This is a genomic window from Candidatus Spongiisocius sp. (genome assembly GCF_965221825.1).
Lineage (GTDB): Bacteria > Actinomycetota > Acidimicrobiia > Spongiisociales > Spongiisociaceae > Spongiisocius.
Genome location: NZ_OZ244917.1, coordinates 670,159 through 691,465 on the forward strand (window position 1 = coordinate 670,159; position 21,307 = coordinate 691,465).

The 21,307-nt window shown below is 67.9% G+C and carries 19 protein-coding genes; 1 reads left to right on the forward strand and 18 read right to left on the reverse strand.

Translation table 11 applies throughout. From position 1 onward, the window contains the following. Window positions 1-164 precede the first annotated feature (164 nt). Window positions 165-3,362, forward strand: coding sequence for an isoleucine--tRNA ligase (ileS, locus tag ACOQPD_RS03110; protein ID WP_420613444.1), 3,198 nt, complete (start codon window positions 165-167; stop codon window positions 3,360-3,362). Window positions 3,363-3,834: 472 nt separating this feature from the next. On the opposite strand, the gene ACOQPD_RS03115 is transcribed toward ileS, so the two are convergent. The 18 genes from ACOQPD_RS03115 to rsmH form a co-directional block, all read right to left on the reverse strand. Beyond that, window positions 3,835-5,127, reverse strand: a complete 1,293-nt coding sequence (locus ACOQPD_RS03115) for an NAD(P)/FAD-dependent oxidoreductase (protein WP_420613445.1) — start codon at window positions 5,125-5,127, stop codon at window positions 3,835-3,837. Window positions 5,128-5,146: 19 nt separating this feature from the next. Further along, window positions 5,147-5,548 carry a DivIVA domain-containing protein gene (locus tag ACOQPD_RS03120; protein ID WP_420613446.1) on the reverse strand — a complete coding sequence of 134 codons (402 nt, stop codon included), beginning with the start codon at window positions 5,546-5,548 and terminating at the stop codon, window positions 5,147-5,149. Then, entirely contained in the window at window positions 5,539-5,796 is a 258-nt protein-coding gene (locus ACOQPD_RS03125) for a YggT family protein (protein ID WP_420613447.1), read from the reverse strand. The genes ACOQPD_RS03120 and ACOQPD_RS03125 overlap by 10 nt, the downstream gene beginning before the upstream one ends. Window positions 5,797-5,803: 7 nt before the next feature. Continuing rightward, window positions 5,804-6,349, reverse strand: a complete 546-nt coding sequence (locus ACOQPD_RS03130) for a cell division protein SepF (protein ID WP_420613448.1) — start codon at window positions 6,347-6,349, stop codon at window positions 5,804-5,806. A 26-nt stretch (window positions 6,350-6,375) separates the two neighbouring features. After that, on the reverse strand, window positions 6,376-7,035 hold the full coding sequence (locus ACOQPD_RS03135; RefSeq protein WP_420613449.1) for a YggS family pyridoxal phosphate-dependent enzyme: 660 nt from the start codon (window positions 7,033-7,035) through the stop codon (window positions 6,376-6,378). Continuing rightward, a complete protein-coding gene (locus tag ACOQPD_RS03140) occupies window positions 7,032-7,661 on the reverse strand; it encodes a laccase domain-containing protein (protein ID WP_420613450.1) in 630 nt (209 codons plus the stop codon). The genes ACOQPD_RS03135 and ACOQPD_RS03140 overlap by 4 nt, the downstream gene beginning before the upstream one ends. A gap of 22 nt (window positions 7,662-7,683) precedes the next feature. Continuing rightward, entirely contained in the window at window positions 7,684-8,763 is a 1,080-nt protein-coding gene (gene ftsZ, locus ACOQPD_RS03145) for a cell division protein FtsZ (protein ID WP_420613451.1), read from the reverse strand. Window positions 8,764-8,881: 118 nt separating this feature from the next. Further along, window positions 8,882-9,694 (reverse strand): cell division protein FtsQ/DivIB, encoded by an 813-nt coding sequence (locus ACOQPD_RS03150; RefSeq protein WP_420613452.1) that lies wholly within the window; start codon window positions 9,692-9,694, stop codon window positions 8,882-8,884. After that, the gene (gene murB, locus ACOQPD_RS03155; protein ID WP_420613453.1) at window positions 9,691-10,632 is read right to left on the reverse strand and encodes a UDP-N-acetylmuramate dehydrogenase; all 942 of its coding nucleotides are present in this window, start codon (window positions 10,630-10,632) and stop codon (window positions 9,691-9,693) included. Before murB ends, ACOQPD_RS03150 begins: the two co-directional genes overlap by 4 nt. Continuing rightward, window positions 10,629-11,993, reverse strand: coding sequence for a UDP-N-acetylmuramate--L-alanine ligase (gene murC, locus ACOQPD_RS03160; RefSeq protein WP_420613454.1), 1,365 nt, complete (start codon window positions 11,991-11,993; stop codon window positions 10,629-10,631). Before murC ends, murB begins: the two co-directional genes overlap by 4 nt. After that, complete coding sequence (locus tag ACOQPD_RS03165; RefSeq protein ID WP_420613455.1) at window positions 11,977-13,062, reverse strand: UDP-N-acetylglucosamine--N-acetylmuramyl-(pentapeptide) pyrophosphoryl-undecaprenol N-acetylglucosamine transferase; 1,086 nt, start codon at window positions 13,060-13,062, stop codon at window positions 11,977-11,979. The genes murC and ACOQPD_RS03165 overlap by 17 nt, the downstream gene beginning before the upstream one ends. Next, window positions 13,059-14,246: an FtsW/RodA/SpoVE family cell cycle protein gene (locus ACOQPD_RS03170; RefSeq protein ID WP_420613456.1), complete on the reverse strand. Its 1,188-nt coding sequence runs from the start codon at window positions 14,244-14,246 to the stop codon at window positions 13,059-13,061. The genes ACOQPD_RS03165 and ACOQPD_RS03170 overlap by 4 nt, the downstream gene beginning before the upstream one ends. Then, window positions 14,243-15,592: a UDP-N-acetylmuramoyl-L-alanine--D-glutamate ligase gene (gene murD, locus ACOQPD_RS03175; RefSeq protein WP_420613457.1), complete on the reverse strand. Its 1,350-nt coding sequence runs from the start codon at window positions 15,590-15,592 to the stop codon at window positions 14,243-14,245. The genes ACOQPD_RS03170 and murD overlap by 4 nt, the downstream gene beginning before the upstream one ends. Continuing rightward, window positions 15,592-16,653 carry a phospho-N-acetylmuramoyl-pentapeptide-transferase gene (mraY, locus tag ACOQPD_RS03180; protein WP_420613458.1) on the reverse strand — a complete coding sequence of 354 codons (1,062 nt, stop codon included), beginning with the start codon at window positions 16,651-16,653 and terminating at the stop codon, window positions 15,592-15,594. Before mraY ends, murD begins: the two co-directional genes overlap by 1 nt. 37 nt (window positions 16,654-16,690) lie before the next feature. Further along, window positions 16,691-18,151, reverse strand: coding sequence for a UDP-N-acetylmuramoyl-L-alanyl-D-glutamate--2,6-diaminopimelate ligase (locus tag ACOQPD_RS03185; RefSeq protein ID WP_420613459.1), 1,461 nt, complete (start codon window positions 18,149-18,151; stop codon window positions 16,691-16,693). Next, window positions 18,144-19,898, reverse strand: a complete 1,755-nt coding sequence (locus ACOQPD_RS03190; RefSeq protein WP_420613460.1) for a peptidoglycan D,D-transpeptidase FtsI family protein — start codon at window positions 19,896-19,898, stop codon at window positions 18,144-18,146. The genes ACOQPD_RS03185 and ACOQPD_RS03190 overlap by 8 nt, the downstream gene beginning before the upstream one ends. Then, window positions 19,898-20,293 carry a hypothetical protein gene (locus ACOQPD_RS03195; RefSeq protein WP_420613461.1) on the reverse strand — a complete coding sequence of 132 codons (396 nt, stop codon included), beginning with the start codon at window positions 20,291-20,293 and terminating at the stop codon, window positions 19,898-19,900. The genes ACOQPD_RS03190 and ACOQPD_RS03195 overlap by 1 nt, the downstream gene beginning before the upstream one ends. Then, window positions 20,290-21,198 carry a 16S rRNA (cytosine(1402)-N(4))-methyltransferase RsmH gene (gene rsmH / locus ACOQPD_RS03200; RefSeq protein WP_420613462.1) on the reverse strand — a complete coding sequence of 303 codons (909 nt, stop codon included), beginning with the start codon at window positions 21,196-21,198 and terminating at the stop codon, window positions 20,290-20,292. Before rsmH ends, ACOQPD_RS03195 begins: the two co-directional genes overlap by 4 nt. Window positions 21,199-21,307 lie beyond the last annotated feature (109 nt).

Consider the following 21,307-nt stretch of genomic DNA (forward strand, 5'->3'; position numbering starts at 1 on the left):
GATCGTCTCTGCCACCTGGTGGGGTCGCCGCCCGAGCCGGTACCCGCGCCATCCACTACGAGCGCCCGGCGGCAGGTCGATCCTGCAGCCGTTTTCCTCGAAGGGCAGCCGGACCGGCGACACATCGCTAGCCTGTCCAGGCCCGAACCCGCCACTCCAGGATCATGCCAGCCAGCCAACCCGCCTCCCCGCCGGTCTCCGACTTCATCCGGGTGCCTCCCCGGCTCGACCTCCCGGCCCTCGACGCGCGCATCCTGGAGCGTTGGGACGAGACCGGCGCCTTCCAGGCCTCGGTCGAGATGCGACCCCACGAGCAGGAGTACACGTTCTACGACGGTCCCCCGTTCGCCTCCGGGAGCCCCCACTACGGCCACATCCTGGCCGGGATCATCAAGGACATCGTTCCCCGTTACTGGACCATGCGAGGGCATCGGGTGGAGCGCCGCTTCGGCTGGGACACCCACGGCCTGCCGGTCGAGATGGAGGTCGAGCAGCAACTCGGCATCTCCGGCCCCCGCCAGATCAAGGATCTGGGAGTGACGGTCTTCAACGACGCATGCCGCCGGATGGTCGAGGTGACCACCGCCGACTGGGAGGGCATAACCCGCCGCATAGGCCGCTGGGTCGACTTCAGGGACGACTACAAGACCATGGATCCCGAGTTCATGGAGAGCGTCTGGTGGGTGTTCCGTGCCCTCTGGGACAAGGGTCTGGTCTACCGGGCCTTCAAGGTACTTCCATATTCATGGGCCGCCGGTACCACCCTTTCAAACTTCGAGGTGAGCCTGGGCGGCTACCGCGAGCACCCGGACCCCGCCATCACGGTCCGCCTGGAGATCCTCGAGACCCCCGACCCGAACGGGCCGGCCCGGCCCGGCGACTACCTGACGATCTGGACTACCACGCCCTGGACGCTTCCGGGGAACCTCGCGGTCGCGGTCGGCCCGGACATCGATTACGTGGCCGTCGCGGACCGCGGCGGCCGCCATTGGGTGGCTGCCCGGCGGGTGGAGAAGGTCTTCGGCGAGGACATCGAGCCGGCTGCGGTCGCCACCGGGCGCGAGCTACTGGGGGTGCGCTACCGGCCGCCCTTCGCCTACTTCGAGGATCGGCGCCACCAGGGGGCCTTCCGGGTGATTCAAAGCTCCTCGGTGACCACCGACGAGGGGACCGGCCTGGTCCACATGGCGCCCGCCTACGGCGAGGAGGACCTCTACGCGCTGGCGGACGCTGACCTGGACGTGATCGTCGACCCGGTCGACCTGGAAGCCCGGTTCACCGCCGCCACCCCCGACCTTGCCGGGCTGCATGTGTTCGAGGCGGCCGACACGATCATCGGCCTTCTTCAGGAATCGGGAGCACTGCTGCGGAACGAGCAGATCGTCCACTCCTACCCGTTCTGCTACCGCACCGATCAGCCTCTCATCTACAAGGCCATCCCGACCTGGTTCGTACGGGTCGAGTCGATCCGTGCCCGGATGGTGGAGTTGAACGGATCGATCCACTGGGTCCCGGGACCGGTGGGGGCCAACCGGTTCGGGAACTGGCTCGAGGACGCCCGGGACTGGGCGGTCTCCCGCAACCGGTTCTGGGGGAGCTGCATCCCGGTCTGGGAATGCGATTCCTGCGGCTACCAGGAGTGCATGGGCAGCCGGGCCGACCTGGCCGACCGGACCGGAGTCTGGCTGGAGGACCTCCACAAGCATGTGGTGGACGACGTGACGTATCCGTGCCCGTCGTGCCCGGACGGGCCGGGCACGATGGTTCGCGTGCCCGAGGTGCTGGACTGCTGGTTCGAGTCCGGGTCGATGCCCTACGCCCAGTACCACTACCCGTTCGAGAACGAGGAGCGCTTCCCGCGGACGTTCCCGGCCGACTTCATCGCCGAGGGTCTCGACCAGACGCGGGGATGGTTCTACACCCTGCACGTGCTGGCCGCCGCCCTCTTCGACGAGGTGGCCTTCCGCAACTGCGTGGTCAACGGCATGATCCTGGCGGAGGACGGGCGCAAGATGTCGAAGCGCCTCAAGAACTACCCCGAGCCCTCCGCCGTCCTGGACCGGTACGGGGGAGACGCGGTCCGGGCCTACCTGATCGACTCGCCGGTGCTCCGGGCCGAACCGCTCCGCTTCTCGGAAGCGGGGGTGCGTGAGGTGGTGCGTACGGTCATCCTGCCGTTCTGGAACGCCTATTCCTTCTTCACCACCTATGCCGAGGCCGACGGTATCCGGTTCGACGACCTCAGGTCGGCGCCCGCCCCCGCCGACCGACCCGAGATCGACCGCTGGATACTGAGCGTCCTGCAGTCGCTGATCCGGCGGACCAACGAGATGATGGAGGGCTACTACCTGTATGCCGTGGTGGGTCCGGCTCTCGGCTTCGTCAACGACCTGACCAACTGGTACGTGAGAAGGTCCAGGCGCCGGTTCTGGAGGGCTCGGGAGGGCAACGAGGCCGACAAGCAGGCTGCCTTCGCCACCCTCTACGAGGTGCTGGTGACCTTCAGCCGCCTCCTGGCGCCGGTGCTGCCCTTCATCACCGAGGAGATCCACTCCGGCCTGGTCCCGGATGCCTCCAGCGTCCATCACACCGATTACCCGATGGTGGACGAGGACACGATCGACGAGGATCTCGAGAGGTCAATGGACGTCGCCCGCACGGTGGTGACGCTGGGACGGTCACTCCGGTCGGATCTCTCGATCGGTGTTCGCCAGCCACTGGCGAGCCTGGCGGTGATCACCCGCGATCCGGAGGTGACGGCGGCGGTTCATCGTCACGGCGCGGTGATCGCCGAGGAGTTGAACGTCAAGGAGGTCGGCACCCGCGATGACGAGCTGTCGGTGGTCGAGTTGGTGGCCAAGGCCAACTTCAAGCGCCTCGGTCCCCGCCTCGGCGCAGCGGTCCGGGAAGTGGCCGCAGCCCTGGCCGGGCTGCCGTCGGAACAGGTGGCGGCCCTCGTAGAGGCGGGTGGGATGACCGTCGCCGGCCACGAGTTGAGCGCCGATGACGTGGTCGTCACCAGGAACCCCCGTCCGGGTATGGCGGTGGCATCGGACGGCTCGCTGTCGGTAGCCCTCGACACGGCGCTGACCGATGACCTCAGGAGCGAGGGTTGGGCCCGCGAGGTGGTGTCGCGGATCCAGCGCGCCCGGCGCGACCTCGGGCTCGAGGTCGCCGACCGGATCCGGCTCCGGTATCACACCGAAGACGACCTCCTCTACGAGGCCATCGACAGCCATGCCGACTTCATCGCCGGCGAGGTGCTGGCGGTGGCGATCCTCTCAGGCCCCATGCCAGGCGGGATGAGATTCGAGATCGGCGGCAGCGCCTTGTCTGTACACCTGGAGAAAGCGACCGGCTGACGTCACTTCCGGGACCTGATCCGCACGGGCGGCGACGCCGGCCCGACCACGAGTCTCGTCTCGAGTCCCGCCCTGGAGAAGACCGCGAAAATCGCCACACCCAGCCCTGCGGGCCCTCCCCCACCGCCGCCACCTGGTCCGAGACGCGTCCCGCCCTGCCCGGCGGGGCGGTCCCGAACGACTTGATCCCTCGATCGGTCCGGCTGACGTCGGTGCTGAACCGCTGGTAATTTCGGTAATCCAATAACCTATAACGAGGGTGTGACAGTTTCAACCCCCTTGTTGCCGGATGGCCCCCGGCCGAGAGTGAAGACGGATCTCGGACCGGTGGATGCGCTGCTCACCGGGTGACAACCCGACCGGCCGGCGATGCGGGACGCTTGACCACGACCAGGCACTCAGCACCCGCCGCGCCTACACCGTGGCGTCCTCCATGGGGAACGACATCCTTGGCTCGCCCCCGGGAGCCTGCTCAGGAGAACCGGCGGGGTGAGACCGAGTCCAACCCGAGGTCGGTGGGCCGGTCGCAGACGATCTGGGCGACCAGGCGGCCGGTTACCGGCCCGAGGGACAGACCGAGCTTGCCGTGCCCGACGGCGTAGGTGACGTTGGCCCAGCCGGGTGACCGACCGATTATGGGAAGCCCGTCGGGCGTCACGGGCCGCAGGCCCGCCCATCTTTCCAGCACGGTGAGCTCGGGATCGAGTCGCACGCGGGATCGGGCGTTGGCCTCGATCTGGGCCAGCCGCCGGAGAGAAGGCCGGGTGTCAAGGCGCCCGAGTTCGAGCCACCCGCTCATCCGCAGCTTGTCGCCTATGGGGTTTACGGCCACCCACCTGTCCCCTATCAGGAGGTTGTTGCGAGGACCCTGGCTGGGCGCCGCCACGGTCATGCTGTAGCCCTTGCCGGCCTGGACGGGAACAGACTCGCCGAGAAGGGCGGCCACCCTAGGGGTCCATGCGCCGGTGGCGATCACTACCTCGTCAGCCACCAGGTCGCCCCGCGAGGTCACCAGGCGGTCGACCGCGCCGCCGGAGGTGCGCAAGTCCATCAGCCCCGTATGGGGGACGAACGCGACCCCGCGTCCCGACAGCACCGACACGATCCCGGACATGAACCGGGCGGGATCGAGGCCGGCATCGTCGACACACCGGAATCCCCCGATGACCTTCTCGTCCAGCGCCGGCTCCAGCTCGTGGAGTTCGGCGGCGCCGTATCTCTCGACGGTCACGCCGTAACGCTCCATCGTGTCGGCCTCGTGCCGGCCCGCCGCGAAAGCCGCCTCGTCCCCGTAGACGTAGAGGAGTCCGAGCTTGCGGTAGTCGCAGTCGATCCCGTCACGCTCGATCCAGTCCACCACCAGGTCGGCACTCAGGAAGCCGAGGTCGCGAAGGGCGACGGACCCTGCGTGGGCCGCTCGTGCGGTGCAGTTGCGGGCGAAACGGACCATCCAGCGCAGGTACGCCGGATCGATCGACGGCCGCACCGTTACCGGTCCGGTGCGCCGGATCATCCCGCGCACCACGCCGGACAGCACGCCCGGGGCGGCCATGGGGATCAGATGGCTCGGCGTGACGAGCCCGGCGTTGCCCGCGGCGCTCCCGCGAGCGATCGGCCCCCGGTCGATGACGACCACCTCGCGACCGTGCGCCGCCAACTCGTATGCGGCGCACAACCCGACGACCCCGCCGCCGACCACCGCCACGTCGGCGCGCCGGGGCAGGGATGTGACGGGAGGCGACCCCTCGAACGATCGATACGACATCTGGCAACCCTTTAGACGGCTACGGGAGCGGGGTGGGACCGTCCTGCGGTTCTGCGGGCGTCATCGCGGCGCGAAACTGGTCCAGCAGGTGCTCGCCCGCCTCCAGCACGTTCTCGACCATCTGCTCCGAGGTCCGGGCCGCCTCGTCGATCATGTCCCGAACCCGGGCCACTGCCTCGTCGGCCTGGACGGTCACCACGGTCCGGGCCTTGGCAGGACCCTCGGCAATCCGAGACTCACGGCACTCGTCGAGCGCCTCCCGCAATCGCTTGACCTCGCGCTGCAACCGGTCGTGAATGCCCTCGTACTCGGAGATCGTCTGGACCACGATCTCGAGAAAGGCGTCCACCTCGTCCGCGGCGTACCCGCGGAGGGAGACCGAGAACTTGACCGCCTGGACCTCGTTCGAAGTTATCCGCATATGATCCTCGTCAAGATCAGTACCGCCATGATCAGGATGATCGGCGACAGGTCCAACCTAACGCCTCCAACCGGAATGGCGGGAAGGTGCCGCCGGAGTGGCCGGAGCGGCGGATCCACGATCCGCGACAGCACCGCGACCGCCCGGCCGACCGGGTGATCGCCGGGAACCTCGATCCAGCTCAGGACGGCCCGGGCGACGACCGCAACCACGTAGAGTTGCGCCAGATTGCAGATCAGCCGGATCAAGCCCGCCTCAGACGTCCAAGTCGTACAGGCCCATGGAGGCCAGGCGCTGTAACTCCTGCCGGGTGATGGTGACTCTTGGAGGGCGCACCAGCAAGACTCCCGTGGCCGGTTTCTGGATCGTCCCCTCCAGCGCATACACCAGGCCGCACAGAAAGTCGACCAGCCTCCGTACCGTCGGAGGATCGAGATTCTTCAGGTTCACCACCACCGGGACCTGCTCCCGGAGGACATCGGCGACCTTCCTCACGTCATCGAAACCGTGGGCCTCGAGTATCTCGGTGTAGCTGGCCGATACGACGGCCGGCTCCGGACCTCGCACGATGACATCCGTGTCGCCCCGCGCGGACACGACCGCAGGCCTCTGGTATGGCGGGGCCGGCTCGGCGATCCGGGAACTCCGATCGGCCGGGTTAGGCGGCTGATCGTCCACTAAACGAAACTGGCTCCGCGGCGGAGGCCGGCGGCTGGTCATATCGGTCCGGGTTCCATAACCAGGGTTCATAGTGGGCTCGCCTTCGTCCACCAGACCCATCCAGGTCAGCAATTTGTTCATGACGCTCTTTCTGTACCGCTACGGACTCAGTGCCCAAAGATAGCCCGTCCGACCCGAACGATGGTGGATCCTTCCTCGATCGCGACCTCGAAATCGTCCGTCATGCCCATGCTAAGCGCCATCGGACGATCCAACCTGGCGGACAACTCGTCCCTTATCTCACGCATACGGACGAAATAGGGCCGGGAATCCTCGGGTTTCGCACCCATCGGAGGTATCGCCATCACCCCGTCCAGCGGGACTCCCGCTGATTCCCACCGCTCGAATGTCTCGACTACGAGACGGGGTCGGACCCCGGACTTCTGGGGTTCCCGCCCGATGTTGACCTGCAGCAGGGCCGGCGGGGTCCGGCCCGCTCCGCGTAGCCACGGCTTCACAAGGCGGTCCCGGTCGAAGGAGTGCAGCAGCGCCACCCGGGGCCGGACCATCCGTACCTTGTTGGTCTGGAGAGGACCCACGAAGTGCCATTCGAGCTCGCCCGGGAGCAGGTCGGCTTTCGACGCCAATTCCTGCCCGCGGTTCTCTCCGAACACCCTGTGTCCGGCCTCGATCGCCTCTTCCAGAACGGCCGGGGGCCGGCCCTTGCCGATCGCCACGATCTTCACGTCGTCGCGGTCGCGGCCCGACCGGCGTGCAGCCGCCTCCACTCGCTGTGCCACCTCGCGCAGCCGGGCGGCCACGCTCACGGTATCCATCCCAGGGTTGCCAGGCGATGCTCGGTGCGGTCGGCTCGGAACGAGAACCAACCGTCCTCGCATCGAGTACATGCCTCGACCGACCACCACTCGGCCAGGGGAACCTGTTCACGGACGGCGGTCGCCAGATCCACCGTCGTCATGCCTCCGGTGGACTTGACATGCCGGTCATGGAACAACCCGGCTACTTCCGGCCCGACCTCGAAACAGCAGGGCCCGATCAGCGGACCTGTGGCGGCCCTCACGACGGGACCGGGCCGCCCGCCCAGACCCTCCAGACGGCGGGCTGTCGCAGCCACCGCACCGGCCACCACCCCCCTCCAACCGGCGTGCGCCACGCCCACGGCATGCTCGGTCTCCAGCACCACACCGACGCAGTCGGCGGTCATCACCGCCAGCGGAAGACCCCTGGCGCCGGTGACAAGGGCATCGCCGGGCCCGGTCCGGCCGGGTCCCGTAGCGATGACGACGTCCGCCCCATGAACCTGGCGGACCGATGCCCACTCGGCCCGGATCCCGAGCGTCCCGGACACCTTCTCACGATCACCGGACGACATGTCGCCCGCCGCGGCCGTCGTAAAGGCGGCGCCTCGGAATCCGGGAGGCCGGATCAGCATGGCAACCGGCCGCTTAGACCCTCTATTCCCGGAGCCAGTCGGGAATGTCCAGAGGATCCTCCTCGGCCCCGCGGAAAACGCTCTCCGACCGGTCGGTGTACCGGGGACGCGCTGATGCGCCCGATCCGGACGGACCGCCGGAGGGCGATCCCACCCCGGCGGCGATGACAGTCACCCGAAGCTCCTCGCCGACCGACTCGTCGGACGTGGCGCCGAAGATGATCTGGGCATCGGATTCGGCATGCTCCTGGACGGCCAGCGCTGCCTCGCTCACCTCCGCCAGCGTCATATCGGGCGGGCCGCAGATCGAGAGCAGGACGCCCTTGGCCCCGTCCATCGTGGTCTCGAGCAGGGGACTGGACATCGCCTGCTGGGCCGCCTGGACCGCCCGGCTCTCTCCGGATGCCCGTCCGATGCCGAGCACGGCCGCACCTGCGCTTCCCAGAACCGTCTTGACATCTGCGAAGTCCACGTTTATCAGGCCTGGGTTGGTGATGATCTGGGCGATGCCGTTGACCCCGTCCGTCAACACCTGGTCAGCCATCGCGAAAGCCTCCATCATCGTGGTGGACCGATCGGCTTCCGCCAGCAGGTTGTCGTTCGGGATGACGATCATGGCGTCGACCGCCTCGCGGAGCGCAGCGATGCCCTGTTCGGCCAGCTTGGAACGGCGATGGCCCTCGAACCCGAAGGGCCTGGTCACGACAGCGACTGTCAATGCGCCGAGGTTGCGGGCGACGTCGGCGACCACGGGAGCGGCTCCGGTCCCGGTTCCTCCTCCCTCGCCGGCGGTCACGAAGACGAGGTCCGAGCCGGCCAGCGCCTCTTCGATCTGCTCCCGGTTGTCCTCGGCCGCGGTCTTACCCACCGACGGGTCCGCACCGGCGCCCAGTCCTCTCGTGAGCTCGCCACCGATGTTGAGCTTGACATCCGCCTCCGACATGAGCAGGGCCTGAGCGTCCGTGTTGACGGCCAGGAACTCCACTCCCCGGATTCCGGCCTCGATCATGCGGTTGACGGCGTTCGTGCCGCCGCCACCTACCCCGACCACCTTGATGACAGCCACGTAGCTACGGAGGGGGCTTTCGTTGATAACGGTCATGCGTATGTCGTTCCTTCCATCCACCGCTTCGGCACTGACGGTCCGCTCAGGACGTGCATATGCTACAAGCACAGCTTCGCGTTCTAGTGGAGACTCGGAGCATACGCCATCCACATCCTTAAGGTTCTAGATAAATCTCTGCTTCTAGTTGAGACTTAAGGTATTCCAGGCCAGGCAGGGTCCTGCCGACGGAGTCCCATGGCCGGACTGCAGGACGGCTCGGGGCCGTGACATCGATGAGTCCCACCGGTGCGCTGTCGAGGATCGTAAGGAGCGAGGTCGCCTTCGCCTGCATGTCACTCGGCAGGCCGAGCCGCGCGATCCGATTGCCCACCCAGACCCAGAGCTCGCCGTCGCTGGCCTCGAAGAGGCTCCGCTCGGCCAGGTGATCCGGCAGCGCGGCGATGAAGTCCAGCGCCCCGCCGACCTCCGGGGCCTCGATTCTGGCGCCCAGCCCGGGATCATCGATTACCACGCGGATCTGCGGAAGGCGGGTGGTCGGCGTGGGCGCATAGGCCAGCACCACTCCATCGGCGGCCAGCACCCCCCATTGGTCCCCCAAGTTGATCCAGGCGGTGTCCACCCGCTCCCTCACAACCACCTCTACGCGGGTGGGGAACACCAGTTTGACGGAGGCGGCGGCGATCCTCGGATCCTCCATGAGGTCCGTTTCCACCGTGCCCGCCCGGATGGCTACCAGCGGCCTACCTTCGACAACCCGGCTCCGGCGGAGTATGTCCTCGACCGGCACGTGAACCGCGCCTCTGACAACCACCTCATCAACACTCATGAACGGGGACACCAGGAACCAGGCCACACCACCGGCGCAGGCCAGGATGACCAGCATCCAGATGGACCTCCGGAGGCGAGCTCGAGCCTGCTGCTCGGCGACTTCCTGCCGCCGACGGGCGATGCGGGGCTCGATGGTCAATCCTGATTTCCTCTTCGCGGCCGCCCCATCCCATCTCGCGGGAACCCGATGAACCTCACCTCCGGTTCCAGCAGGATTCCCGTTCTGTCGAGTACCAGTTGCCTCACATCCCAGACCAGTCCGAACACATCCTGCGCCGTGCCGCCCGGATCCACTACGAAGAAGTTGGCGTGCTTCTGTGAGACGTGAGCGCCACCGCGGCGCATCCCCTTCAGCCCCAGCGCGTCGATGATCCGACCGGCGCTGTCTCCCGGAGGGTTGCGGAACACGCTACCGGCGTTGAGGGTTCCGCCGGGCTGGTGATCGCGCCGCCAGCGGATCGCCTCCCGCATCAGGGCCGCGATCCGATCCCGATCACCTCCACGCACTGAAAAGGAGGCATCCAGCACGACTTCATCGGGACCCAGGTTGCTGGTGCGGTAGCCGAGGCCGAGTCGGTCGGCCGCCCGTTCGGCCACCGATCCGGAACCGGCGTTCAGGATGGAGGCCGACCTGATCACATCAACAGTTTCGACACCGAAAAAGCCGGCGTTCATGCGGACGGCGCCTCCCACCGAACCGGGTATGCCTACGTAGAATTCCAACCCGGACCAGGCCTCGCCGGCCATCCGGCGAGCCAGCACGGGCAGGCTGACGGCCGCTCCCGCCCGGACGATCCGGGACTCCGGGTCCACTTCTACCTTCCTGAACCCGGCGCCCAGCCGGATAACCAGACCGGAATATCCCTCGTCGGAGATCACCAGGTTGCTTCCCCGTCCCATGACGACCAGTTCGATCCCGCGTGCCCGGGCAGCCACGGCCACCGACCGTAGATCCTCCAGGGAACTGGGCTCGCAGAACCAGCGGGCCGGTCCGCCCAGCTTGTACGTGGTGAGCCGGGACAGCTCCACTCCTGCCCGGACATGGCCACCGGCTACGAGTCCGTCCCAGTCCTTCATCGGCGGGCGGCCAGCAGGTCGGCCAGGCGGTCCGGCAGGGTGGTGATGTCACCGGCGCCCAGCGTGAGGACCATGTCATCCGGCCGGACGTTCCTGGCGACCAGGTCCGCCGCCTCCTCCAGGCCCGCCACGTAGCGGACCTCCGGGTGCCGGTCACGGACCGAGTCGGCTACCAACTCCCCGGTGACTCCCGGCGGGGGCGCCTCGCGAGCCCCGTAGATGTCGGTCACCACCACCCGGTCCGCCCCGGCCAGGGCCTCCCCGAACTCGGAGGCCAGCGCCAGAGTCCTCGAATAGAGGTGGGGTTGGAACACCACCCAGAGCCGGTTCCGATCCACCGGGGACAGTGCCTCGATGTCGGCCGCCACCTCGGCAGGATGGTGGGCGTAGCTGTCGATGATGGTCACCTCGCCGACCGTGGCCCGATGTTCGAGCCGCCGGCGCACCCCGCCGAAGCGCGCCAGGCTCTCGATCGGCGCCGTCAGGTCGTAACCCAGCTCGGACAGCAGGGCCAGCACTCCACAGGCGTTCCGGGCGGTATGGATGCCGGGCCTACCCACCTTCACCGAGCCGGGAGGAAACCGGCCGCCGAGCCGGAAGGACACCGACCCGGGCCCGGGCTCCACATCCGTGATTCTCCAGACCGCCTCGGGGGAGGTGCCGTACCCGGGCCGCCCGGTTCGCCCGGCCAGGCGACGACCACCCGGATCGTCCACCCCTACCACCACGGGGCCGTCCACCCGGTCGACCACGTCTCGAAAGGCATCCTCCAGGTGTTCCTGCGTCCCGTAGTAATCCAGGTGGTCGGAGTCGACATTGGTCACGGTGAGCCCCGCCAGTACCAGGTGGGCGAAGGTTCCGAAAGCCTCATCGGCCTCGAGGACCAGCAGGTCCGCCGCGCCGAGGTGCGCATTGCTATCGCAACCCACCAGGTCGCCACCCACGATGAAGGAAGCGTCGATCCCCAGGGCGCTCGTGGCCGTCACCGCCAGAGCGGTGGAGGTGGTCTTGCCGTGCGTGCCGGTGAAGCCGAGGGTCGGTATTCGAGTGGTGATCTCTCGGAGAAGCCGGGGACGATCCCAAACCGTGACCCCGGACTCTCCCGCCGCCACCAGTTCCGGGTCCGTGGCGGGAACGGCCGACGAGGCAACCACCAGGTCGCACTCCGCCATCCGATCGGGACGGCTTCCCACCCAGGTCGCTACGCGGTGACCGTCCAGCCCTTCCAGGCCGGCGCTCGCAACCTGATCGGAGCCCGATACGGCATGACCCATGGCCGACAGCAACTTGGCGAGCGGGCCGATCCCGGCGCCCCCCGCCCCCACGAGGTGGATTCGTATGCTCTCATCGAGCCGCGACATCCGCGCCATCCATCATCATGGTGGCAATGGTGGCAGCAGCACCCGGACATGCTGCGTCAATTGCGGCTCGGCGCATCCGGTCGCGTCGCTCCGGGTCCGCCAGCAAGTCCTCCAGAGTCCCGCCCAGTGAGCCCAGTCCTGCCTCCTCGACCAGCAACGCGGCCCCTGCTTCGACCATGGCCCGGGCGTTGCCGACCTGATGGCTGCCTGCGAACGAACCGGGTACGAGGATGCTGGGAGTGCCGGTGGCGGCCGCCTCCATCAGTCCACCGCCGGCCCGGGCGATCACCACATCCGCAACACCGTAGAAGAGGTCCATCCGGTCCTCGAAGCCCAGCACCCGCCTCGTCACCGAGGGCGCATCTCCGGCGGTCGACACCTGGGCCCGGTTCCGGGCGCCCGCGAGGTGGACTATCTGGACGGGTCCCCCCTTCCAGTTCGCCGACAGGGCGGTGACCGCGTCGTTGATCGCGCCGGCGCCGAGGCTCCCTCCCATCACCCCGACCGTGGCGCGGGCGGACTCCAATCCGTACCGGACCAGCCCCTGTGGACGGACAGCAGCCTTGTCGAGCGTGGTCAGCTCGGACCTCAGCGGGTAGCCGACGAACTCCCCGGCCAGCCCCCTCGTATCGGGAAACGACACCAGGGATCGGTCCGCCCAGCGACCGGCGAGGCGATTCGCGAGCCCGGCCCCGGCGTTCTGTTCGTGGATGTACAGCGGCACACCGGTTCGGCGGGCCGCCATGGCGACGGGCACAGTGACGTAGCTTCCCATGCACAGCACGGCCCCGACCCTGCGCTCACGGAGTTCCCGCGCCACGGTCCGGGTGGCCTCCCAGACCAGCTGCGGGATGCGGAGGTTGCGGACCGACAGGCGCCTCTCCAGGCCGTGAATCCGTATCCGTAGCAGGGGGTAGCCCTCCTTCGGGATCAAGTCCGCCTCCATCCGGTCTCCACCGATGAACAGGACGTGCTCCCGACTGGCTCCGGAGGCGACCAACTGCTCGGCCACCGCCAGACCCGGGAAGATGTGCCCACCGGTGCCTGCCGCGGCGATTGCGAACCTCACCTGGTCCGCCGTTCCGGCGCCGGTTCGGGTACGTGCGGAGCGTTGCGCGCCACGTTCACCAGGATCCCGACCCCGGCCATCGCCACCAGCATCGCACTACCGCCGACCGACACCAGGGGCAGGGCCAGGCCGGTGACAGGAATGGCGCCGACCGCGCCCCCCACGTTGACCAGCGACTGCACGCCCAGCCATGCGGCGATGCCGCTGGCGAGGAGGCGGGCGAACATATCGCTGGTCCGGTAGGCCACCCACACCCCGACCAGCGACAGGCCGGCCAGGGCTGCCAGCAAGGCGATCGCTCCGACGAAACCGGTCTCCTCACCGATGATGGTGAAGATGAAGTCTGTGTACGGATTGGGCAGGTATGCCCACCGGGACCGGGAAGCGCCCAGCCCTACGCCCAACCAGTGGCCGCTTCCGAGAGCTATGAGGCTCTGGATCAACTGGAAGCAGGCGTCGCTCGGGTCGGACAGCGGGTCCAGGAAGCACAGGAACCGCTGGCGGCGGTATTCGAGCGAGTACGTCGCGTAGCCGATTACCGCCAATCCCGTAGCGCCGATGCCGGCGATGTAGCGGAACGGCACGCCGGCCGCGATCGTCATGACCCCGGCGGCGCCCGCCACGATGATGGCGGTACCCAGGTCGGGCTGCCAGACGATCAGGGTGCAGGTCCCGCCCACCGCGAAGACCATCGGGCCCATCCACTGGCGCGCCTCGTCGAGGCGGTCTCTACGGCGGGCGAGAACGGCGGCCAGGAAAACGATCACGGCCAGCTTGGAGAACTCGGAGACCTGGACGGTCAGATCGCCGAATTCCAGCCACCGGTTGGCGCCGCCCCGCCTCACCCCGACCATCAGGGTCACCACCAGGCCGGCGAAGGAGAGGCCCAGGGCGTAAGGGGCGATCTTCCGGTACCAGGTGTAGGGGACCATGGCCATGATCACCATCGCGGAGAGGCCGACCACCACCCATTGCAACTGCCTCCTGAAGACTGCCAACCGGTCCGCCTCCTGGATGATCCCGGACGCCGACGAGGCCGACAGCGTCGCGCCCAGGCCGATCACCAGCAGGCTGGCGGTCAGCACCAGAACGAACACCACCACCCTGGATCGCGACAGGGCGATCTCGTCCCGGCGGCGGGCCCAGGCCCGGAGGTTTGCGATCGACGCCAGCCGGTTGCTCATTCCGCCGCCCCTGTTGATGCCTGCGCCGGCGGACCCCGCTCCGCCCGGACCCGACCCAGGTACTCGTCGACGTGGCGTATGAATACGTTCCCCCGGTGCTCGTAGCAGGTGAACATGTCGAATCCGGTGGTGCCGGGCGAGAGCAGGACGGTGTCCCCGGCCCGGGCCTGGTCGGAGGCCATCCGCACCGCCTCCTCCATGGACCCTGCCAGGGCGGTGGGCATATCCGGGGCCATCTCCACCAGATCGGGGCCGCACTCCCCGATCGCCACCATGTAGCGTACGTTGGGCGCCCGGACCAGGGGGGACAGGTCGAGGCCCTTCCGGACTCCGCCCGCGATCAGCACCACGGACGGATAGGAGCGGATAGCCGCCATGGCCGCATGCGGGTTGGTGGCCTTGGAGTCGTCCACCCACGTCACGTCGCCGAGCGAGCCGACCACGGTACGGCGATGATGCCGGTGCCGGAAGCGGGACACCACCCTCGCCACCGCCGCCGGGTCGGCGCCCAGTTCGACGGCGGCCACGGCCGAGGCCGCCAGGTTCACCCGGAAGGAGTAGTCGAGATCAGGCATGTCCCGGACGGGAACCGGACCGTCAGGAAGTACCAGACCGTCGCCGGACAACCCGAACGGCCCCTCCGGGCCCGGGCCCGGTTCGGAACCGGTCACCGGCGCCTTGCGTCCGGGAGATCCCAGGGCATGGGCGACCGCACCCGCATCCCCCCGGTCGTACACCAGCAGGTCCTCGTCGGTGAGGTGGCGGGAGATTCGACCCTTGGCCAGCCGGTACGCAACCAGCGATCGATGCCAGTCGACATGGTCGTCCGCGACATTCATGAACACCGAGACCCGCGGCGCGAGGGAATAGGTGTAGTGGAGTTGGAAGCTGGAGATCTCGAGGACCACCACGTCGCAGCTTCCGGGCAGGACATCGCTGATCGGAACCCCGATGTTGCCGGCCGCCACAGCCCGGACACCCGACTCCTGCAGCATCTCGGTGGTCTGGCGGCACACGGTGGTCTTGCCGTTGGTTCCGGTGATGGCGATCACCGGGCAGTCAAGGTGGCGGGCGGCCAACTCGACCTCGCTCCATATCGGTATTCCCGCCGCCCGTGCATCCGTCAGCGGCGCCAAATGGGGCATGAACCCGGGGCTGGCGACCACCAGCGATACCCCTGCCAGCACGGAGGGGTCCCATTCCCCGCAGGCTGTCTCCGCCCCCGGGTGGGCATCTTCGAGGGCGTCGGCGCGCCGGTCGTAGATCCGGTGCTCCATCCCGAGGCGGCCGAGCAGGCGCGACGCAGCCCGCCCTGAGATACCGGCACCCAGCACCAGTGTCCGCATCAGGACCCCCCCACCCGGCCCACGGCGAGAAAGTCTCCGTAGAAGATCCCCAGACCGAGCGCCACGCCGATGGCGGCGACGATCCAGAAGCGGGTGATGATGGTTGTCTCCGGCCATTCCTTCATCTCGAAGTGATGGTGGATCGGCGCCATCCGGAATACGCGTCGCCCCCCGAACCACCGGAACCCCGCTACCTGGATGATCACCGACAGGGCTTCGATGACGAACAGGCCGCCCAGGATCACGAGGAGGAGGTGGGTGTTCGTCAGCAGCGCGACCGCGGTGATCCCGCCCCCCAGGGCCTGGGATCCGACATCTCCCATGATGATCCGGGCCGGACAGGCGTTCCACCAGAGAAAGCCGAGGGAGGCGCCCATGATGGCGGATGCCACGGTCGCCAGACCCAGGCTCCCCTCCACGTGATATATCTCGGGGTGCCGGAAGATCCAGAAGGCGATGATCATGTATGCAGCCGCCACCAGGGCCACCGATCCGGATGCCAGCCCGTCCAGGCCGTCGGTGAAGTTGACCGCGTTCGAGAAACCGGTGAGCAGTAGAAGCACCCAGATGGCGAAGGCCGCCGCCCCCAGATCGACGGCCGTGGGCCGGGTGAAGGCGAGGGCGGTGGACGTCCCGCCGGCCACCGCACCCCATGTGAAGAGACCGGCCACCGCCAGTTGCCCTATCAGCTTGGCCGTGATGCCGAGACCCTTGTTGCGGAACCTGGAGAGCTTCTGGTAGTCGTCGATGAATCCGACCACGCCCATGCCGACAATGGCGCCGATCACGAGCAGTCCGGGAGTTTCGAATCCGGTGTTGACCAGATCGATTCCCCCGTCATCGAACCGGACCCGGAACTGGGACACCGTGTAGCCGCACAGGATGGCCGTGATGATCACGATGCCGCCCATGGTGGGCGTGCCCGACTTGTGCATGTGGCCTTCCAGTTCCTGCTGGATGAACTGGCCGATATTCCACGCCCGGAACAGGCGGATGGCGTAGGCGGTACCGAAGATGGCCACCCCGAAGGCCACCGTGGCGGCGGTGAGCATGGCGATCATCGGAAACCACCCGCGAGACCGTCCCCCGGCATGACCGCTATCCCGGCCGAGCCGCTAGCCATGAGGCAGCCACTTCCCGGTCGTCGAACGGAACCACCCGCGTACCGAAGTCCTGGTACGTCTCGTGGCCCTTGCCGAGGATCAGGACCACATCGCCGGGAGAGGCGTGGTCGATGGCCAACCGGATGGCCGCATCCCTGTCGACCTCCGCCAGCACGCGGGCCCGACCATCCCGGGTGCCCGCCACCACCTGCTCGACCAGCGAGGCGGGATCCTCGCTTCGAGGATTGTCCGAGGTGATCACGGCCAGGTCGGCCCGGGCCGCCGCGGCCCCCAGGAGAGGACGCTTCGTGGCATCTCGATCTCCGGCGCCGCCGACCACCACGATCACCGCCCCGCCACTGTGGGCGCGGGCGGTCCGGACCACGGACTCCACCGCCTCAGGGCTGTGGGCATAGTCGACCAGTACCTGGAAGGGTTGCCCCATTTCCACGGGATCGAGCCGCCCCCTGACCCCGGTCATGGCCGCGAGACCCGCTCTGACGGCGCCCAGTCCGATGCCAACCTGCTGGGCGCAGCCTGCCGCCACGGCCGCGTTGTGGATGTTGTGAAGGCCTCCGGGACGCAGTTCCAGGGTCTCTTCCCTACCCCCGATCCGGCACCGGAAACGGGCTTGGGACAGGTCCGGGTCAGGCGAGTTGATCGACACATCGTGGCCGGGTCCGCGGCCGACCGTGACAACCGGCCTGGTACCCGAGCCGGCGAGGCGGCGTCCCGCGGCGGTGCTCACATCGATGACGTGAACGGAGGCGCGCCCGTCGAACAGGCTGGCCTTGGCCAGGTAGTAGTCCTCCATGTTGCCGTGGAAGTCGAGGTGGTCCTGGGACAGGTTGGTGAAGGCGGCCACCCTGAAGGTGATCCCCTCGACGCGGCTGAGGGCCAGCGCATGCGAGGACACCTCCATCGCCACCATCGAGACCCCACCATCCGCCATTCTTCGCAAGAGACGCTGCAGGTCGGCACCCTCCGGAGTCGTGTGCGAGAGGGTCTCATCGACCCCCCCTAGGGTGACGCCCAGCGTTCCTATCCTCCCGAACGATCTGCCCGCGGCGCGGGCGATCGCCTCCAGCATGACCGTGACCGTGGTCTTGCCGTTGGTACCGGTCACCCCGATGATATCCAGGCCGGCGGAGGGCGCGCCATGCACCACGGAGGCGGCGACGCCGAGCACCCGGCGGGTGTCGGGGACGCGGATCTGCGGGATCGGCGCCGAGGTGACCCAGTCCTCCACCAGGGCTGCCGCCGCTCCCCGCCGGGCGGCGTCCTCCAGAAAGTGGTGCCCGTCCATGATCCGGCCGCGTACCGCCACGAACAGAAACCCGGGACCAGCCCCGCGGCTGTCGTGGGTCACGTCGTCGATCGGGATCGATCCGTCGCCCCTCAATTCACCGCAGATCCGGGCGGCCAGGCGAGCGAGTGTCAACGGATTCTCAGGCATCCGGCCGCACACCCATCTGATGGAGTGACGCCTCCATGATCCTGGAGAACGCCGGAGCGGCCACCGCGCCGCCGGTCCGTTCCGCAACGGTCGATCCCACCTGAGGGCTGTCCACCACCACCGCTATGACCAGGCGGGGGTCGTCGACCGGCGCCATTCCCACGAAGCTGGAGATGTAGTCCGCTGTGTATGCCCCCACGTCGGAGTCGAACCTCCGGGTGGTGCCGGTCTTCCCGGCCACCGTGTACCCGGGCACGGCCGCATTGGTGCCCGTGCCGCTGTCAACCACCGACTTGAGCAAGAGGCGCACCGTGCGCGCGGTGTCCTCTGATATGACCCTCGTCCCGGGCGACGGCTCGGTATGCCGGAGGCCGTCCCCATCCGCCCAACCGATCATCAGGCGCGGTTCGAGGCGGAAGCCACCGTTGGCGATGGTGCTGTACACCGAGGCCATCTGCAGGGCCGTGACCGACAGGGAGTAGCCGATCGAGGCGGAGGCCGGGCAGGTCGGGCAGCCGTTCGGGAGGTTGACCGCTCCCCCGGCCTCCCCCGGGTAGTCGATGCCGGTGATCTGACCGTACCCGAACGCCTCCAGGTACGAGCGAAGTTTGTCCACGCCGAGATCGCGACCGATCTTGACCATGCACACATTCGAGGACAGGCGGACACAGTCCCTGACCGTCATCACCATCGGCTCATGCGGGCTGAAGTCCCGGTAGCAGCCGAACCCCTGGTCGCCATCGCCCTCACATGTATCCTCGACGACCTCGAACTGGTCCTGCACCAGGTACTGAGTGTCCCAGGCAACCACTCCCTCGTTGAGGGCGGCCGCCACCGTCACCGCCTTCTGGGTGGAGCCGGGCTCGTAGACGGAGCGGACGGCCATGTTGATGAGGCGGCTCGACTCGATGTCATCCGGGGTTCGGGCGCTGGGGTCGAACGCCGGTGCCACGGCCATGGCCAGCACCTCGAAGGTCTCCGGGTCCATGGCGACCGCGATGCACCGCTTCGCCTGGGCGACCGCCAACGCCTCTACGCACTCCCGGTAGGCCATGAACTGGATCTCGCGGTCTATCGCCAGGACCAGATCGGCCCCCGCCACTGCGGGCTCTATCTCGGTGCGGCCCTGCGGGATCAGCTGGCCCCTCGCCGCCCGCTCGGCCAGCACCCGTCCGGGAATGCCGGTGAGAAGATCGTCGTATTCGGCTTCGATCCCCTCGATACCCTCCGAATCGATGTTGACGAATCCCACGACGTGGGCGGCGAGCGGTCCGTAGGGGTAGACCCGCTTGGGCTCGGGCAGGAAGTGGATTCCCGGGAGCTCGAGAGCCTCCACCCTGGCCGCGGTGTCCGTGTCGACCTGGCGGGCGATGAACTGGAAGGTGCTCTCCGAATACAGCTTGTCCCGCAGTGCGTGGATGTCGACATCGAGCAGTTCGCTCAATACCGAGGCCGTTCCCGAAGGATCCTCGATCTGGCGCGGGTCCGCATAGATGGAGCGGGACTGGGAGGTGATGGCCAACTCCCGGTTCTGCCGGTCGAATATGGTGCCCCGAACCGCCGCCGTCTCCTCCACCCGGATGAGTTGGCGGTCAGCGGCTTCCCGGTACACGGCAGCGTCCACAACCTGGACCTGGTACAGCTGGTAACCCACGAACACCCAGCATCCGGCGAAGATCAGCGCTATGGACAACAAGCGCACGTCGGTCGATTGCTTGACGAGTCGTCGCGGCTTGTTGGTCGCCATCAGCCTCGGCCTTCGCCGATCCGGGTCGAAGCTTCGCCGTCTGTAACCGGTGCCGGATCCGCCACGTACACCGGGATTACGTCGTCGGGCAGCTCCATCCCGAGCATTCTCTCTGCGATCGGCACGATCTCCCAGGGAGACTGGAGGCCTCTCTTCTCCTCCTCGAGCCGGGCTTTTCGCTCCAGCTCCCCCTGTATCTGGGCCCGCGTATTGCTGATCTCGTAAACGACCTCGTCAACCGCGGTCCGCAAAAAGATGAATGCCAGGAACGCCGCCACCGCCACCACCGTGTAGATCACCCAGGTGACCGGGCGCCACCAGGTTTCTCCGCCCCCGGACAGGACCCGGAGACCGGCCGGAGCGGGAGCGGGGACCGGGTGCCGGCGAGCGGTCACGCCACCTTCTCCACTGCCCGGAGACGGGCGCTCCGCGCCCTGGGGTTACGGAGCACTTCTTCCTCACCGGGCCTGACGACCCCGCGAGCGAGACTCGCCAGCTCGACCGGCGGAGGAATGGGAAGAACAGGGCCGGGAACCCGGCCCTCCCCTCGCCGGAACCGCCGCTTGACGATCCGGTCCTCGAGCGAGTGATAGGAAATAACCACGCACCGACCCCCCGGACGGAGCGCCTCGATCCCGGAATCCAGCGCTGCCGCCAGGGCGCCCAGCTCCTCGTTCACGGCCATCCGCACCGCCTGGAAGGTCCGGCGCGCCGGATGCCCACCCGTCCGCCGGGTGGCGGCGGGAATGGCCCGGCGGACGACCCCCGCCAGTTCAGCAGTCGTCTCGATTGGCCGGTGCTCCACGATCTTTCCGGCGATTCGCTTGGCAAACCGCTCCTCGCCCAACGTGCGGATGATCCGCACGAGCTCGGTCGCATGCGTCTCGTTGATGATCTCGTGGGCCGTCCGGGTGGCATCCGGACCCATCCGCATGTCGAGCGGACCCTCATGACGGTACGAGAAGCCGCGCTCCCCTTCATCGAGCTGATGGCTCGAGACGCCAAGATCAAGCAGAACGCCGGCTATCTCGTCCAAGCCCCGTGTCGCCAGCACCCGGTCCAAGTGACCGAAGTTGGCCACCACGAGCCGGAGCCGGTCGTGCTCCGGCATACGGCCTATGGCGGCGGGATCACGATCGATCCCGAGCACGCTGACCGAGTCGTCGAGCCTGGCGAGAAGGGCCGCTGTGTGACCGCCTCCGCCGAGGGTTGCATCGACTATCACCCCATCCTTGATGGGCGAGAAAAAGCTCACGACCTCCTCCAGCATCACGGGTGTATGGAACGGCCTCCCGCTCACCGGCTCCTCGTTCCAGGTTCCTGACCCATTGCCAGCCCTCCGATGCTTTCTTACCTAAAGGACTGCGGGCGGAGTAGGGACAATCCATCGGGTGTCCGGAGGGCTGGCA

Bases quoted from the DNA above. Each gene is read 5' to 3' on its own strand.
- ACOQPD_RS03115 (WP_420613445.1), bottom strand. From the start codon at position 5,127: ATGTCGTATCGATCGTTCGAGGGGTCGCCTCCCGTCACATCCCTGCCC.
- murD (WP_420613457.1), bottom strand. From the start codon at position 15,592: ATGCGGACACTGGTGCTGGGTGCCGGTATCTCAGGGCGGGCTGCGTCG.
- mraY (WP_420613458.1), bottom strand. From the start codon at position 16,653: ATGATCGCCATGCTCACCGCCGCCACGGTGGCCTTCGGGGTGGCCATC.
- murC (WP_420613454.1), bottom strand. From the start codon at position 11,993: ATGTCGCGGCTCGATGAGAGCATACGAATCCACCTCGTGGGGGCGGGG.
- ftsZ (WP_420613451.1), bottom strand. From the start codon at position 8,763: ATGACCGTTATCAACGAAAGCCCCCTCCGTAGCTACGTGGCTGTCATC.
- murB (WP_420613453.1), bottom strand. From the start codon at position 10,632: ATGAAGGACTGGGACGGACTCGTAGCCGGTGGCCATGTCCGGGCAGGA.
- ACOQPD_RS03140 (WP_420613450.1), bottom strand. From the start codon at position 7,661: ATGCTGATCCGGCCTCCCGGATTCCGAGGCGCCGCCTTTACGACGGCC.
- ACOQPD_RS03120 (WP_420613446.1), bottom strand. From the start codon at position 5,548: ATGCGGATAACTTCGAACGAGGTCCAGGCGGTCAAGTTCTCGGTCTCC.
- ileS (WP_420613444.1), top strand. From the start codon at position 165: ATGCCAGCCAGCCAACCCGCCTCCCCGCCGGTCTCCGACTTCATCCGG.
- ACOQPD_RS03170 (WP_420613456.1), bottom strand. From the start codon at position 14,246: ATGAGCAACCGGCTGGCGTCGATCGCAAACCTCCGGGCCTGGGCCCGC.
- ACOQPD_RS03185 (WP_420613459.1), bottom strand. From the start codon at position 18,151: ATGCCTGAGAATCCGTTGACACTCGCTCGCCTGGCCGCCCGGATCTGC.
- ACOQPD_RS03130 (WP_420613448.1), bottom strand. From the start codon at position 6,349: ATGAACAAATTGCTGACCTGGATGGGTCTGGTGGACGAAGGCGAGCCC.
- ACOQPD_RS03190 (WP_420613460.1), bottom strand. From the start codon at position 19,898: ATGGCGACCAACAAGCCGCGACGACTCGTCAAGCAATCGACCGACGTG.